Origin of the sequence: Stenotrophomonas sp. GD03680 (assembly GCF_029844625.1) — a bacterium.
Taxonomy (GTDB): domain Bacteria; phylum Pseudomonadota; class Gammaproteobacteria; order Xanthomonadales; family Xanthomonadaceae; genus Stenotrophomonas; species Stenotrophomonas maltophilia_P.
Genome location: NZ_JAOCKC010000003.1, coordinates 111,012 through 125,828 on the forward strand (window position 1 = coordinate 111,012; position 14,817 = coordinate 125,828).

A 14,817-nucleotide genomic window follows, 5' to 3' on the forward strand; every position below is an offset into this window, starting at 1 on the left:
GCGCCGGCCGCCGCGTTCAGCGCGGCACGTCCACGACGTTGTTGAGCAGGGTCACTTCCTCGCCACCGTCAGCGAGGGCGACGCGCACGCGCAGGCCACCCTGATGACCTGCGGGGATCATCAGTGTCACGTGGGTGGTCTTCGGTTCCAGGTCATCGGGTGCCGCCATCGCGGGCACATCGGCACGCGCGATCTCACGGCCCGTGGTGTCTTCCAGGATCGCCACGCCCGCGCCGGTGGCCACGTGGCCCAGGCTGTGCACGGTCACCCGCACACGCTGGCCGTCCACCTGCACATCACCGCGGCCGACGCCCAGGTCGGCGCGTGTTTCCACCGGGCTGCCGGCGACGACGCGCTCGAACTCGAACAGTTCCGTGCGCCCGGGACGGAACTGCATCGGCACCGCGCGGCTGGTTTCCAGCCGCACCGTGCGCTCCGTCGGCGTGCCATCGATGCGTCCATCTCCATCGGCATCCACGCCGGCACGGATGCGCCACGTGCCGCTGGCAACGTTCCAGCCGGTCATGTCGGCACTGATGGTGCGGTTACCCAGATTGTGGCTGGTGATGGTGAAGCGCTCGCGCGAGGGCGCATGCACCAGCAGTGCAACCTGTTCGGCGGCACCGTCGCGATCGAAGCGCCAGCTGACCGTATGCCCGGGCCAGCTCTGGTTGCGCTTGAGCGCGATGCCCCCCAGCCGGGCGCGCTGCAGGAACTCGCTGGGTGCTTCCACGCGATCGGACCACCAGTGGCCCTCGGTGTTCATGTAGGCCCGCAGCACCTTGGCCTGCAGTCCTTCGGCATGCAGTGCATCGATGTACTTCAGGTCACCACTGGCCTGCCAGGCCATCAGGCTGGCGAAACCGGTCTTTCCGGCGTCGGCTTCGGCAGTCAGCTGCGGATACCAGTCCTGCTGGCGTCCCAGCACCTCGACGATGTTCTCGCCGAGATTGGCCAGCGCGCCCGGTCCCCCGCGTGCCACGCGATAGTCCAGCGCCTGCAGGTACTTCGCATCGTCGGTCCAGCGCCAGGCGGCCCAGAAGGTGTGCAGCGTGTCGCCGCTGCCGGACCCGTCGTTGAGTTCGCCGCCGCGGGTGGCGCCGGTGGCCCAGTGGATCTCGTTGGGCAGGGTGAAGCGTCCCTTCGCGTCCGTGCCGGCATGGGCGAGGTAGCTGTCGGCCAGGCCGGTCACCAGCCGGCGCCCGGTCGGATCGGCGTTGTACTGGCCCAGCAGGAACGCAGGGTGCAGCACCGGGAACGAATACGGCTTCTGCCATTGCCAGTTCGGTTCGCGGTAGATCCTGTTGCCGCCGAACCAGTTGCTGGAGAACAGCAGGTGTCCCTGCGGATTGGGCAGGATGATCCGCTCGTCGAATGCCTTGACCGTCTCCATCAGCCGTTCCAGCGTCAGCGGATCGCCCCAGTTGAGGTACAGCATCGCGCTGTTGGTGTTGATGCCCTCTTCGTAGGCATGCAGCTCATCGGTTTCGATGGTGCTCAGGCCGTTGCTGAACATGCCATTGCGATACACCGCATCGGACAGGGCGGTGAGCGAGGCATTGAGGCGGTCCGGCTGCACGCCCATCAGCGCCAGGCCCGGCCACTGCTGGGTGAGATCGGAATCATCGGAGATGCCGCCGCCGAAGTCGCCGTAGGGCACCTGGCGATGGTCGATCCACCAGTCGACGAAGCGACGCACCTGTGCGAGGTCCTGCACCTGGTGGAAGGCCCAGGCCGGCACACCGGCGGGCACCACCGGTGCGGAGTAGGGCGGCCGGCCCTGGCTGTTGTAGCTGATGTAGTTCCAGTACTGCCGCCCCAGTGCGTGGTCCGGATCGACCCGCAGCAGGTCGCTCAGGTCGGCGTAGACGCGCGCATAGAGGCGCTGTCGCTTGGAGGTGGTGTGCTCCTCCACCAGGAATCCCCAGTTGTCGCGCACCTGGTTGAAGCGGTCGGCCACGTGCTCCTTCAGCGCTTCGGCGCGCGGCTTGAACACCAGCCGGATCTGCGCGCCATCGAGCGCCCGGGCATCGAAGCCGGGCGCGGCCGAGGCGATGCTCAACCACAGGCTGTCAGGGGTGAGGATGCGGTCGCGCAGGTCCAGCCACAGGGTGCGCTTCTGTCCCGGCTGCACCGAGACCGACACGTCGATCATGTCGCGCGCCGGCCAGATCGGGTCCTTGATGCGGATGTTGAGCGGAATCAGGCCTTCATGCGTGGCCGCCAGATCCAGCGCGGGAAGATCGATGGCAACGCCGTCCAGGCCGTCGTGCATGTTCTCCCAGCTGTAGGCCCAGCTGCGGATCAGCGGCTGGTCGGGCGGCGCATCGCCTACCCCGGAAGGAATGAGCACGTGCACGATCGGGCGCGGCTGCGCGGGCAGGGTACCGGCATCGCGGCGGCGTGAGCCGGCCCCCTTGGGCAGCGCCATCACCGTGCTGCGTTCGGCCTCGGGATAGCGACCGTCGATGTAGCGGCGCAGGGCATCCAGATTGGTGTAGTCCGGCAGCGCCTGGCTGTCGATCGTGTAGGTCTGCTTGACCGTGCCGTCCGGCTCGCTGCCCTCGCTCACGGCATAGGCCCAGATTTCCTGGATCGGCGTTTCCTGCTGGACGTTGCTGAAGCGCAGCACGCCGCCGCCGAGGGACGGGATCGGATCGACGCTGCGCACCACGCCGCGCGGGCGGGTGAACAGGGTGCGGGTGGCGTGCGCGGCGTCGCTGCCATGTGCCAGCGTGCCGAAGGCCGCGCCGCGGATCTCGATGCGGTTGACCGTCTCGCCGTCCGGCAGCGTCAGGTCCAGGTGCTTTCCACCCTCCACGTAGGTGTTCCAGTCCGGCAGCTGGAAGTAGTCGTTGCGTCCGGGCAGCCGCGAGCGGTTGTAGACGCCGGGCCATGTGGTCTCGGCGATGCCGTCGGTGGCCTTCCACATCCACGCCTTCAGATCGCGGGTGTCGGCGAATTCGACCTTGCGGATGCGGGTGGTCGGCGCGGTCAGCGCCGGTGGTGCGGCGCCGTCCCAGCCGAAGCGATGGCGCCAGGCACGCAGGCCTGCCTCGGGAACCTCGGCGGTGGTGGGCGTAACGCCACGGGCCAGCGCCGCCACGGCCGGCGCATCGAGCATGCGGTCGTAGATGCGGATGTGCTGGAAATCGCTGCCGCGCAGGAAGTTGTAACGGCTCTGTACCTGGTACGGTGCCATCACCCGACCGGCCAGGCCAAGCTGGTCCAGCGCGGCATCGTAGTCGCCGGTGGTCTGCGCGCGGGCCACTTCGCGTCCATCGATGAACAGGCGTACACCCTGGTCCTCGTCCCAGGCGAAGGCCAGATGCAGCCACTGGTCCGCGCGTGGCGGCGTGTCCATGCGGAACGAGACGCGGGTGCGGGCAAGATTGGCATCGGTGACGAACGCATCGAAACCGTGGCCGTTCCAGTCGATGCGCAGCCACGCCATGTCCCAACTGCTGTGATCGGCATAGCCGACGCGGAAGATCACGAACGGGGCTTCGCCCACCGCGTACCGCGCACGCCAATCGAAGGCCAGGGTGCCGCGCTGGGCCAGGATGTTGCCCGGCGCATCCCACGCCAGGACGCCATCGTCCTGCCATTGGATGGCCTTGCCGCGTACACCGTCATCGACCACCGCCACCCTGTCGCGGAAGTTCGGTATCGCCTCGCCGTGCGCCACGGTGGCCTGCAGGCCCTGGTTGGCGTCGACGTGGAACAGCAGGGTTGGGCCATCGGCAGCTGTCGCAGGGCCAGCAGCCAGGGCCACTGCCAGCAGCAGGCAGCGGGACAGGGTCGAGCGATGCGGCATCAGATGTTTCCTTTCAACGGGCGACAGCCGGCGTAGGGCCGCCGGACCGTAGCAAGGCCACGCCGCCACGGCACCTTGCGGCGCAGCAGCGGTCGTGGCGAACGGCGATGCACCGGTCGGCGCATCGCCGGCGCTGCTCAGAACTTGTAGCGCACGCCGAGCAGGAACTGACGGCCGGTCTCGGTGTACTGCAACGGCAGGCGGCCGGTCGCGGGCGAATACACCCACTCATCGGACGCTTCGTTGGTCAGGTTCACGCCTTCCAGGCTCAGTTCCAGCTGGTCACTGATCCGGTAACGGATCGACGCATCGATGACCGTGGTACCGGTCATGCCGTGGTAACCGTCCAGATTGAAGCCGGTTTCCTGGCCCGGCACCTGGGTCAGGTAGTCATCGCGGTTGGTGGCCGAGATGCGCCCGGAGAAGGTGGTGCCTTCGTAGAACAGGGTCGCGTTCCACGAGGTGTTGGACAGGCCCAGCAGATCGTTCTTCATCACCGGCTGACCGGCCGAGTTGATGTACTGGATCTTCGAATCCACCCAGGTGTAGTTTAGCTGCAGACCGAGGTTGGCCCACTTGCCCGGCAGGAAGGTGAAGGGCTGGGTGTAGTTCGCTTCTGCGCCGAACAGCTCGCCACCCGGGGTGTTGACCGGACGGGTGAAGGTGAACTCATCGGTCGGCGATGCGCCGGTGCCGATCAGCAGTTCGGCAGGCAGGCCGCTGTCGGTGTACGGCCGATTCTCGCGCAGCGTCTGTACGGAGGTTTCGATGTCCTTGTAGAACAGGCCAAGGCCGGCCATGGCGCCTTCGGCGAAGTACCACTCGAAACTCAGATCGACATTGGTCGCGCGGGTCGGATCCAGGTTGGGGTTGCCGCTGGAGATGGTGCGTGCGCCACCGGCCACGGCCACAGTGGCACCCGGCGTCAGGCTGCCCAGGCCGGGTCGGGTCATCACCTTGGCCGCACCCAGGCGGATCAGGAAATCGGGGGTGACTTCGGCAACCAGGTTGAACGAGGGCAGGGTGTCGTCGTAGGTGCGGGTGGCGGTGGTGGACGTGGTGCCACTGGCCAGCGTCGACAGCCCGGTGGAGGACTGCTTGGTGCGCACATAGCGTACGCCGACGTTGCCGGACAGCGGCAGCGAGCCGATCTCGGTGGAGAACTCACCCATCAGGTAGGCACCGCGATCCTTCTCTTCCACGCTGCGCACGTTGTTGGCGCGCGGTGCGACGGCGTAGATGCCGCTGTTGCTGTAGATGTCGAACTGATCGGCGACGGCGTCCAGGTCCGGCACCACCCAGTTCGAGGGATTGCCGCTGATGCCCTTCAGGCCGGCCTGCGTGGTCATGTCCACCGGAACGATCCTGCTGCCATCGGCGAAGGTGGGCACGGCCAGCTCGCTGCCACGGCGCAGTTCGGTGGTCTTGAACGTGTAATCCTTGGCCAGCACGCCACCCTTGAGGCGGAAGCCGGGGCTGATGTTCCAGTTGAAGTCGATCTGGCCGGTATCGAAATCATTGTCCACGTACTGCGGTCGCAGGCGGATCTCCGCCAGTTCCCAGCCGTTGGGATCGGTGGGATCGATGCCGTAGTTGAGGATCGGCGAGCGGTTGTTGCCCCGGTAGTCGTAGCTGTAGCCGTCGACGTCGTACTTGTCCATGATGATGGTGGTCTGCACCGGGTTCTCATGCCGGGACCGCGAGACCCCCAGCTTGCCGGACAGGGTGAAGTCGTCGCTGAAGCGGTGCTGGCCGTTGAGGCTGATCTGCTTGAACTCGGTGCTCCACTCGTCGTGGCGGTTCTCGCTGCGGATGTCGACGTTGTCGAACTCGCCGTAGACCAGCGCGTTGTTCTCGATGACGCCGTTCCTGACGATCATCGACGGCTTGCCGGCCAGGCGTGGCTGGCTGGTGTTGGCACCGCGGCTGAAGGAAATCGCCTCGATGTAGTGCTCGTCGCGGGTGGCATCGATTTTCGAGTACAGCGCGTCCAGCGAGATCTCGGTCGCGTCGCTGGGCTTCCACTGCAGCGTACCGGTCACGCCCAGGCGCTTCTGCTCATGTTCCATCTGCACGTAGCGCGGGAAGCGCGGGTGGTAGACGTCGGCACTGCGCGCGGCGGTGAACGGGGACGAGGCACTGAAGTTGCCGTTGCTCGGGCCGTTGGCCCAGCGGCCCGTGTTGGAGCCCTCCTCCAGCGCCTGGCGCTCGGAGTAGGCCACCGACAGCAGGGCGCCGAACGTACCGTCGGCGAAGATGTTCGACACCAGCGCGGCCATGCGCGGGTCGGCCTTCTCCGCCATCGCGTTGTAGCCGGCCTGGCCGCTGGCGGCGAAGGTGAAGCCGTCATAGTCGAACGGCCTCGCCGTGCGCAGATCGACGGTGGCGCCCAGCGAGCCTTCTTCGACATCGGCCGAAGCGGTCTTGCGCACCACCAGCTGCGAGAACAGGTCGGAGGCGAAGACATTGAAGTCGAAGCCACGGCCGCGGTTGGTACCACCGCTCTGATCACCGGCGCCGACGGTGGTCAGCGCCTCCATGCCGTTGATGCGCACGCGGGTGAAATCCGGGCCGAGGCCGCGCACCGAGATGTTGCGGCCCTCGCCGGCCTCGCGGGTGATGACCACACCCGGGATGCGCTGCAACGACTCGGCCAGGTTCAGATCCGGGAACTTGCCGATGTCCTCGGCGACGATGGCGTCGACCACGCCGGCCTCGCCACGCTTGATGTCCAGCGCCTTCTCCACGCTGGCGCGGTAGCCGGTGACGGTGACCGTATCCAGGTCCGTGGCGCCGGCGGCGCTGCTCTGCTGCTGGGCGGTCGCATTGGCCGCCAGGGCCAGTCCGACGGCCATAGCGAGCAAGGTAACCGGTGTCTTTTTTTGGTGGTTCCGAGACTGCATGCCTTTCCCCTCTCCCAAAGGTCTGGTGCTGCGGCTGTTTCAGCGTGATGACACCGCTGGTCAGAGCGGACGTTAGCAGCACGTCCCGGATCCGGCATCTTGCACCGCAACAGATCTGAAATGTCTCCAAGAGGCTTGCAGGACAATGCTTCCGTCAGTTCCTACGGGTGCGTGGGGCGCATCGGAAGGCTAGAATGACACCGATGGCCAAACGCCGCGCCGACGCGTGGTACACATTCACGCCGTGCAGTTTCACATGCTGGCGGCAAGCGGGGAGGAGTGGAGATGGGGCGTATCGTATGTTTCGGGGAACTGCTGCTGCGGCTCGGCGCGCCCGGTCGCGAGCTGCTGCTGCAGTCGCCGCAGCTGCAGGTGCACGTGGGCGGGGCGGAAGCAAACGTGGGTGTCTCGCTGTCCCGATTCGGACATGACGTGGCCATGGTCAGCACGGTGCCCGGCAATGCCCTGGGGGCGCACGCACTGGGTGAACTGCGCCGCCATGGCGTCGATACGCGGGCGGTGCGCGAGGTGGCGGACGGTCGCATGGGCCTGTACTTCCTCACCACCGGCGCGGTGCAACGTGCCAGCGAGGTGGTGTACGACCGGGCCGATTCGGCCTTCGCGCGCAGCACTGCAGCCGATCATGACTGGCCGGCGCTGCTGCAGGGCGCGGACTGGCTGCACCTGTCCGGCGTCAGCCCTGCGCTGGGGCCGCAGGTGGCCGAGGCGACGCTGGCGGCGGCATGCGCTGCGCGTGCCAGTGGCGTGCGCGTTTCCTTCGACGGCAATTTCCGGCCCACGCTGTGGCAGCGCTGGGGCGGCGACGCGCAGGCGATCCTGCATGCCCTGTTCGACCAGGCTGACATCGTGTTCGCCGACTACCGCGATATCGAAGTGATCCTGGGCCAGCGCTTTACCCAGGCCGGCACCGTGGAGCGCGTGGACGCTGCCGCAGCGGCGGCATTCGCCGCGTTCCCGCGGCTGCAATGGCTGGCATGCACGCAACGGCAGGCGCTGAGCGTGGACCATCATGTGCTGGGCGCCCTGCTGCTGGGCCGCGAGGGCGTGCGTGCGCAGGCGCCCGTGCGGCAGCTGACCGGCATCATCGATCGCATCGGCGGCGGCGATGCCTTCGCGGCAGGCATCCTGCATGGCATCCTGTCAGGCTTCGATGCCGACGCCACCGTGCGTTTCGGCCTGGCTGCCGGCGGACTGAAGCATTCCATCCCCGGCGATTTCAATCCTGTCAGCGAAGCTGACGTGCTGGCCCAGATGGGCGAGGAGCGATTCGATGTCCGGCGCTGATCCGCGCGTTCGCGCGGTACTGAAACTGGCACCGGTGATTCCGGTGTTCACCCCCGACGATGTCGACGATGCCGTGCAGGTGGCGCAGGCGCTGTTCCGGGGCGGTCTGCCGGTGATCGAGGTCACCCTGCGCACACCCCGTGCGATGGATGCCATCCGGGCAATGGTCGAGGCCGTACCCGACGCGGTGGTGGGGGCCGGAACGGTGCTGACGCCTTCGCAGATGGAGGCGGCCAGGGCCGCAGGTGCGCGCTTCGCGGTGTCGCCGGGCGCAACGCCGACGCTGTACGCGGCCGCGCGCGATGCCGACCTGCCGTATCTGCCGGGCGTGGCCACGGGGTCCGAGCTGATCCTTGGCCTCGAGCATGGCCTGGATACCTTCAAGTTCTTCCCCGCGGTGCAGGCCGGCGGCGCGGCACTGCTGGCGGCCTGGCACGGCCCCTTCGCCGACGTGCGCTTCTGCCCGACCGGTGGCATCAGCGCCCAGACCGCGGCGCAGTTCCTGCACCTGCCGAACGTGCTGTGCGTGGGCGGTTCATGGCTGACCACGGCGGCCTTGCTGCAGACCCGCGACTGGGGCGCGATCGAACGCCTGGCACGCGAGGCGTCCGTGCTGGCGGGCTGAACCGGCAGGCAATCTTCCAGGATTTGATCGGGATCAAAGCGCCGGCCTCGTGCCGGCGTCACTCTGTCTGCAAGCGCACGACGGAGGAAAACCCATGAACAGAACCATGAAGGCCGCTGTCGTTCGCGAGTTCGGCAGCCCACTGGTCATCGAGGAAGTTCCGGTACCACGCCCGGGGGCGGGCGAGGTGCTGGTCAGGATCGAAGCCTGCGGTGTCTGCCACACCGACCTGCACGCCGCCGAGGGCGACTGGCCGGTGAAACCGGACCCGCCGTTCATCCCCGGCCACGAGGGCGTGGGGCACATCGTGGCCGTGGGCGGCGGGGTCGGGCATGTCAAGGAAGGCGACAGGGTCGGCATCCCCTGGTTGTACTCGGCGTGTGGCCATTGCGAACACTGCCTGGGCGGCTGGGAAACGCTGTGCGAGACGCAGCGCAACACCGGCTACTCGGTCAACGGCGGCTTCGCCGAGTTCGCACTGGCCGATGCCAACTATGTCGGCCTGCTTCCGAAGGAGGTGGGCTTCGTCGAGATCGCGCCGGTGCTGTGCGCCGGCGTGACGGTCTACAAGGGCCTGAAGGTGACGGACACGAAGCCCGGTGACTGGGTGGCGATCTCCGGCATCGGTGGCCTGGGCCACATGGCGGTGCAGTACGCGCGTGCGATGGGCCTGAACGTGGCTGCCATCGACGTGGAGGACAGCAAGCTGGCACTCGCGCGGCGGCTGGGCGCGCAGGTCACGGTCAACGCGCGCACGACCGATCCGGCAGCATTCCTGAAGAAGGAGATCGGTGGCGCACACGGGGCGCTGGTCACCGCGGTATCGCCCAAGGCCTTCGAGCAGGCGCTGGGCATGGTCCGGCGGGGCGGCACGGTCTCGCTCAACGGACTGCCACCGGGCAACTTCCCGCTGGACATCTTCGGCATGGTCCTCAATGGTGTGACGGTGCGCGGTTCGATCGTCGGCACGCGGCTGGATCTGCAGGAGTCGCTGCAGTTCGCCGCCGAGGGCAAGGTGGCGGCCACGGTCAGCACCGACCGCCTGGAAAACATCAACGAGGTGTTCGCCCGCATGCGCGCGGGCACCATCGACGGGCGCGTGGTACTGGACATGGCCGCCTGACACCCGTGCATGGCCGCCGCGGCCGGCACCCTCTCCCACGGGTGCGGCGGTCATGCCGATCGATGCGCGCCCGGCGTAGCTGCGCAGGTGGTCAGCGCTGTGACCCAGCGCGCCGGGCGGCAGCCGTCGCCCAGCGCGCCGCCACCATTGGAGCCGTGATGCACACCGCCTGGTCGGTCACCGTGGTCACCGCGCGTTCCAGCAGCTGGATGTCTGCCTCGTGCTGGCGTGCCACGTGCGGGTCCTCGAAGAAGATGGCGCGCTGGCAACGGCCCTCCAGTACGCGGTCGGCGATCTGCGCATCGCCGCCCATCGGTCCGCTCTGGTAGCGCGTCACCCAGGGCGTGTCGCTGGGCCAGCCGCGGCTCCATGCCAGCTCGTTGAGGCGCTGACCGGTGGTCCCGGTCGCCACCCGCTCGCCGAAGCGTGCCAGCACGTCGAAGTGCTCGTCGGCGAAGGCGAGCATCGCCGGCTTCATCGCATCATGCGCGATCAGTGCCAGGGTCTGGGTACCGAAGGCGTGCAGATCGTCGGCACCGGCGTCGGCCTGCAGGCCGGCGTGCACGCGCTCCACCTCGATCCAGTCGCGTGCGGTGGCTACCGTGGAAATGAAAGGTTTGCCGTGGATCACGCACTGCCGCTTGAGCGCGGTCGCTTCGGGAAACACCGAGGACGGATCGACCGGATCGATCAGGTAGATGGCACCGTCGAGCGTGCGCTGCGGGCCCATGCCGACCACCTCGGCGACCAGCTTCATCAGCCCGCCCTCGCGGCCGTAGGGATAGCGATGGAGGCCGGCATAGCCGTCGAGGAAGCCGTGGCGCCCGATCGCATCATGGGTGCGGCCGACAGCGTGCAGCGTTATGCCCAGTTCGCGCAGGCCCGGTTCGCAGGCACGCAGCCAGCGGAACAGGGCGGCGCGCGCATCCTGGTGGTGGAGCCGGTTGGCGGCCAGGCCGATACGCATCGAACGCTCCGTGGGCTGGTAGAAGCGGCAGTTTATGTCGCGAATGGCCAATTCTGCGCGCTTTGCAACTTTCCTCATTGTTGCTGTGCGGTGCGTCGCTAGCGTGGCAGGCAGAGCGGTACCGCTGCGCGGCCGTCGTCTCCGCCTGCGATTCGAGGATGCCCATCGTGAATGCCGCCGGCCCTGCGGCCGCATCCATTGCACGCTCCTGCCCGTGGCTGCGATCCCGCATCGTGCTGCCTGCCCTGTTGCTGTGGCCCATGATCACGCGTGCCGACGGGTGCGACATGCCCCTGGTCGTGGCCTGGCCCAGTGACCGCCCGCCACTGTCCTTCAGCGCGCAGGGCCAGCCCGGCGGCCTGGTTGCCGACTACCTGCGGCGGCTGGGCGAGCAGATCGCGCTGCGTCCACATCCGCTTCCCGCCGCGGCCGGCGCGGCCGGCGCGCTGCCGGCCGGTACCCAGGCCGTGCTGGGATGGCCGCGCGAGCAGGTGCCCGACGGCTGGGTCGTGAGCAGGCCCTACCTGCAGCTGTCACAGGTGATCGTGCGCCGTCGCAACGACACGCCACTGCAGGGACTGGGCGGTCTGCGCGGCCGCCGCGTCGCCAGCCTCGACACGGTGCCACTGGCGGCCCACCTGCGTGAGCAGGCGCCGGGCGCATGGCTGCTGCAGGTCGACGCGCTCGATCATGCGCTGCAGCTGCTGGCCATCGGCCAGGTGGACGCGGTGGTTGCCACGTTGGGCGAAGTGGAAGCCGCATTGCGCAGGCCCGGCAGCGATGCCCTGGTGATCGCCGCGCCGGCCGGCTTCGATGATGCCTGGGTACTGGCGGCTGCGCCGGCCTGTGCGGCCACCGTCGCCGCCTTCGACACCGTGCTGCACGAACTGGACGACGCGCAGCGGGCCGCGCTCCGCGCGGCGTGGGCGCCCAGCGGAGCACGCGCGCCGCCCGCGCGGTCGCCGTTGCGCTGGCTGGTGCCGGTGCTGCTGGTCGCGCTGGCGCTGATCCTGGTGTATGCCTTCGGCTACTGGAGGCTGCATCGCGAAAGCAGCCAGCGCCGCGCGCTGGAACAGCGACTGCAGGAAGTGACCGCCAACCTGCCTGCGGTGGTCTACCGGGCGCGCCGCAGCGGCGAGGGCGACTACAGCCTGCCGCTGGTCGCCGGCGACGTGCAGTCGCTGTTCGGCATGAGTCTGGACAGTGTGCGGCTGGACCATCGCCGGCTCATGGCGGCGGTGCATGTCGACGATCGCAAGCCGGTGCTGGATCATCTGGAAGCCGCAGCGCGGGCCCGTGCGCCGATCGACATCACCTTCCGCACGCTGGGTCCCCATGGCTGGCGCTGGATCCGTTCGCATGGCAGGCCGTTGCCGGGCGAGAGCGACGACATCGAGTGGAGTGGCTACTGGATGGACGTCAGCCAGGCGCAGGCACGCACCCGTGCCCTGGCCGGGGCACGCCATCAGGCCGAAGAGACTGCAGCGGCGAAGACGCACTTCCTGGCCACCATGAGCCACCAGATCCGCACACCGATGAGCACGCTGCTGGGCATGCTCGAATGCCTGGCGGACAGCCCCCTGGACCCGTGCCAGCGGCAGGTCCTGTCCACCGTCGATGTGGCCGCGCAGATGCTGCGGCAGATTCTCGATGATGTGCTCGACAGTCATCGGTTGCAGGCGCTGCCGTTGCAGCTGCGTGCCACCGACATGGGTGCGCTGGCCACGGCCGTGCAGCAGCTGCTGGCACCGATGGCGGCCAGCCGTGCGTTGCACCTGCGGTGCGTGCTTGATCCTGCGCTGCAGCGGTGGCTGCTGGCCGATGGCCTGCGCGTGCGCCAGGTCCTGTTCAACCTGGTGGGCAACGCACTGAAGTTCACCCTGCACGGCGGTGTGGAACTGCGGCTGCGGGTGCTGCGGACGCAGGCGGCAGGACAATGCCTGCGCCTGCAGGTGAGCGACAGTGGCGTAGGCATCAGTCCCGAGCGGCAGCAGGCCGTGTTCGCCGATTACACCCAGGCCGAGCCGTCGACGGGGCGCCGGTTCGGCGGCAGCGGCCTGGGCCTGGCCATCTGCCGGGACCTGGTGGCCTCGATGGGCGGCGAGCTGCAGCTGCAAAGCTCGCCGGGCAAGGGCACGCGCATCTGGTTCGACCTGGAGTTCGCCAGCTGCCTGGCGCCACTGGAGGCGGTGCCGGCCACGGCCGAGGTGGTCGCGCGACTGCCTGCGGCACGGGTGCTGGTGGCCGAGGACCACCCGACCAACCTGCAACTGCTGGTGCAGCGGCTGCGCGAGCTGGGCCTGCAGGTGCACGCCACCGCCGATGGCCTGCAGGCGCTGGCGGCATGGCGGGCGCAGGGCTTCGATGTTGTCGTTACCGATTGCCACATGCCCGGCATGGACGGGTTCGCGCTGGCGCGTGCGATCCGCGAAGACCCCTGTCCTTCGCGTGCACGGGTGCCGATCATCGCGCTGACGGCCAGCGTGCTGGAGAGCACGCGCGAGGCCTGTCGTGCCGCCGGCATCGACCGGTTCCTGGCCAAGCCGGTCGACACCCAGGGGTTGCGCGCGACGCTGGCCGACGTACTGCCGGCAATGGAACCCGGCTCAGTTGGACAGTAGACGGACGATGCTGGCAGCGGCGTCGCGGCCTTCAGCCACAGCGGTTACCACCAGGTCGGCGCCGCGTACCGCATCACCGCCGGCGAACAGGCGCGGATGCGCGGTCTGGAAGGGCAGCCGGTCCTTGCCGCCGGCAACGATGCGACCGTTCGCCTGGCCCTGCACACCGTGTTCGGCCAGCCAGGCCGGAACGCTCGGCGCGAAACCGAAGGCGATGATGACCACGTCCGCCTCCAGCAGCGACTCGCTGCCCTCGATCGGCACCGCGTTGCGGCGTCCTTGGGCGTCGGCCTCACCCAACCGGGTTTCAACCACGGTCACGCCGATCGCTTCGTCGTCGGCGCCGGCCTCGATCGACAGCGGCTGCCGGTTGAACAGGAAGCGCACGCCTTCCTCGCGCGCATTGGCGACTTCACGCGCGCTGCCGGGCATGTTGGCCTCGTCGCGACGGTACGCGCAGGTGACCTTGGCTGCGCCGAGCCGCACCGCGCTGCGCACGCAGTCCATGCCGGTGTCGCCGCCGCCGAGCACGACCACGCGCTTGCCGTTGAGGTCGGGCAGGGCGATCTGGTCCTCCCAGCCGGCGATCGGTCGACCCTGCGGGTCATCGCCGCCGACGATGCGGCTGTTCTGCACCAGGAACGGCAGGGCCGGCAGCACCCCCTTCAGGTCCTGGCCCGGCAGGCCGCCGTCGGTGTAGCGGTAGGCCCCGGTGCCGACGAACACCGCGTCGTGGCTGTCCAGCAGCTGCTGCACGCTGATGTCGCGGCCGATCTCCACGCCCAGGCGAAACTGCACGCCCATCCCTTCGAGCACCTCGCGGCGACGATGGATGACGTCCTTGTCCAGCTTGAAGCTGGGGATGCCGAACTGCAGCAGGCCGCCGATCTGCTCGTAGCGGTCGTACACCACGGCGGTGACGCCGGCCCGGGCCAGGCGATCGGCACAGGCCAGACCCGCCGGACCGGCACCGATCACCGCCACGCTGTGGCCGGTGGGCTGCACGGCACCCAGGTCCGGACGCCAGCCACTGGCGAGTGCGGTATCGACGATGTACTTCTCCACCGCACCGATGGTCACCGCACCGAATTCCTCCAGGGTGCAGCTGCCTTCGCACAGGCGATCCTGCGGGCAGACCCGGCCGCACACTTCCGGCAGCGGGTTGGTGCTGTGGCACAGCGTGGCGGCCTCGTGGATGCGGTTCTCCTGCACCAGCTGCAGCCACTGTGGAATGGCGTTGTGTACCGGGCATTTCCAGCTGCAGTAGGGGTTGCCGCAGTCCAGGCAGCGCCCGGCCTGGTACTGCGCATCCTCCTTGCCGAACTTTCCGTACAGCTCGCCCCAGTCGCCGGAGGTGCGCAGTTCAACCGGAATGCGCTGCGGCATGGTGCGGGGCAGATCGAGGAACTGGAAGGCGTGCTTGCGGCTCATGGCGGGCTCTGTGATTTCGATGGCC

Annotated in this window: 8 protein-coding genes; 4 read left to right on the forward strand and 4 right to left on the reverse strand. The window is 68.4% G+C overall.

Features of this window, described 5'->3' with window-relative positions:
• Positions 1-16 precede the first annotated feature (16 nt).
• On the reverse strand, positions 17-3,817 hold the full coding sequence (locus N5J29_RS04825; protein ID WP_164151506.1) for a LamG-like jellyroll fold domain-containing protein: 3,801 nt from the start codon (positions 3,815-3,817) through the stop codon (positions 17-19).
• 137 nt (positions 3,818-3,954) lie between these two features.
• Positions 3,955-6,720: a TonB-dependent receptor gene (locus N5J29_RS04830; protein ID WP_065182101.1), complete on the reverse strand. Its 2,766-nt coding sequence runs from the start codon at positions 6,718-6,720 to the stop codon at positions 3,955-3,957.
• A 279-nt stretch (positions 6,721-6,999) separates the two neighbouring features.
• On the opposite strand from N5J29_RS04830, the gene N5J29_RS04835 reads away from it, so the two are divergent.
• The 3 genes from N5J29_RS04835 to adhP all read left to right on the forward strand — a co-directional run bounded on the left by N5J29_RS04835 (position 7,000) and on the right by adhP (position 9,773).
• The gene (locus N5J29_RS04835; RefSeq protein WP_239519778.1) at positions 7,000-8,025 is read left to right on the forward strand and encodes a sugar kinase; all 1,026 of its coding nucleotides are present in this window, start codon (positions 7,000-7,002) and stop codon (positions 8,023-8,025) included.
• A complete protein-coding gene (gene eda, locus N5J29_RS04840) occupies positions 8,012-8,650 on the forward strand; it encodes a bifunctional 4-hydroxy-2-oxoglutarate aldolase/2-dehydro-3-deoxy-phosphogluconate aldolase (protein ID WP_164151510.1) in 639 nt (212 codons plus the stop codon). Before N5J29_RS04835 ends, eda begins: the two co-directional genes overlap by 14 nt.
• Positions 8,651-8,744: 94 nt before the next feature.
• Positions 8,745-9,773 (forward strand): alcohol dehydrogenase AdhP, encoded by a 1,029-nt coding sequence (gene adhP, locus N5J29_RS04845; RefSeq protein ID WP_053515992.1) that lies wholly within the window; start codon positions 8,745-8,747, stop codon positions 9,771-9,773.
• A 91-nt stretch (positions 9,774-9,864) separates the two neighbouring features.
• Here adhP and N5J29_RS04850 read toward each other — a convergent pair whose 3' ends face one another.
• Positions 9,865-10,740 (reverse strand): methylglyoxal synthase, encoded by an 876-nt coding sequence (locus tag N5J29_RS04850; RefSeq protein ID WP_164151512.1) that lies wholly within the window; start codon positions 10,738-10,740, stop codon positions 9,865-9,867.
• Positions 10,741-11,000: 260 nt separating this feature from the next.
• Between N5J29_RS04850 and N5J29_RS04855 the strand changes: the two genes are divergently transcribed.
• Positions 11,001-13,361 carry an ATP-binding protein gene (locus N5J29_RS04855; RefSeq protein ID WP_239519779.1) on the forward strand — a complete coding sequence of 787 codons (2,361 nt, stop codon included), beginning with the start codon at positions 11,001-11,003 and terminating at the stop codon, positions 13,359-13,361.
• On the opposite strand, the gene N5J29_RS04860 is transcribed toward N5J29_RS04855, so the two are convergent.
• A complete protein-coding gene (locus tag N5J29_RS04860; protein ID WP_164151515.1) occupies positions 13,347-14,792 on the reverse strand; it encodes an FAD-dependent oxidoreductase in 1,446 nt (481 codons plus the stop codon). The two genes, N5J29_RS04855 and N5J29_RS04860, sit on opposite strands and share 15 nt — an antisense overlap.
• Between the last annotated feature and the right edge of the window lie 25 nt (positions 14,793-14,817).

Coding starts and splice junctions, on each gene's coding strand:
- N5J29_RS04825 (WP_164151506.1), bottom strand. CDS start 3,817: ATGCCGCATCGCTCGACCCTGTCCCGCTGCCTGCTGCTGGCAGTGGCC.
- N5J29_RS04830 (WP_065182101.1), bottom strand. CDS start 6,720: ATGCAGTCTCGGAACCACCAAAAAAAGACACCGGTTACCTTGCTCGCT.
- eda (WP_164151510.1), top strand. CDS start 8,012: ATGTCCGGCGCTGATCCGCGCGTTCGCGCGGTACTGAAACTGGCACCG.
- adhP (WP_053515992.1), top strand. CDS start 8,745: ATGAACAGAACCATGAAGGCCGCTGTCGTTCGCGAGTTCGGCAGCCCA.
- N5J29_RS04850 (WP_164151512.1), bottom strand. CDS start 10,740: ATGCGTATCGGCCTGGCCGCCAACCGGCTCCACCACCAGGATGCGCGC.
- N5J29_RS04855 (WP_239519779.1), top strand. CDS start 11,001: ATGATCACGCGTGCCGACGGGTGCGACATGCCCCTGGTCGTGGCCTGG.
- N5J29_RS04860 (WP_164151515.1), bottom strand. CDS start 14,792: ATGAGCCGCAAGCACGCCTTCCAGTTCCTCGATCTGCCCCGCACCATG.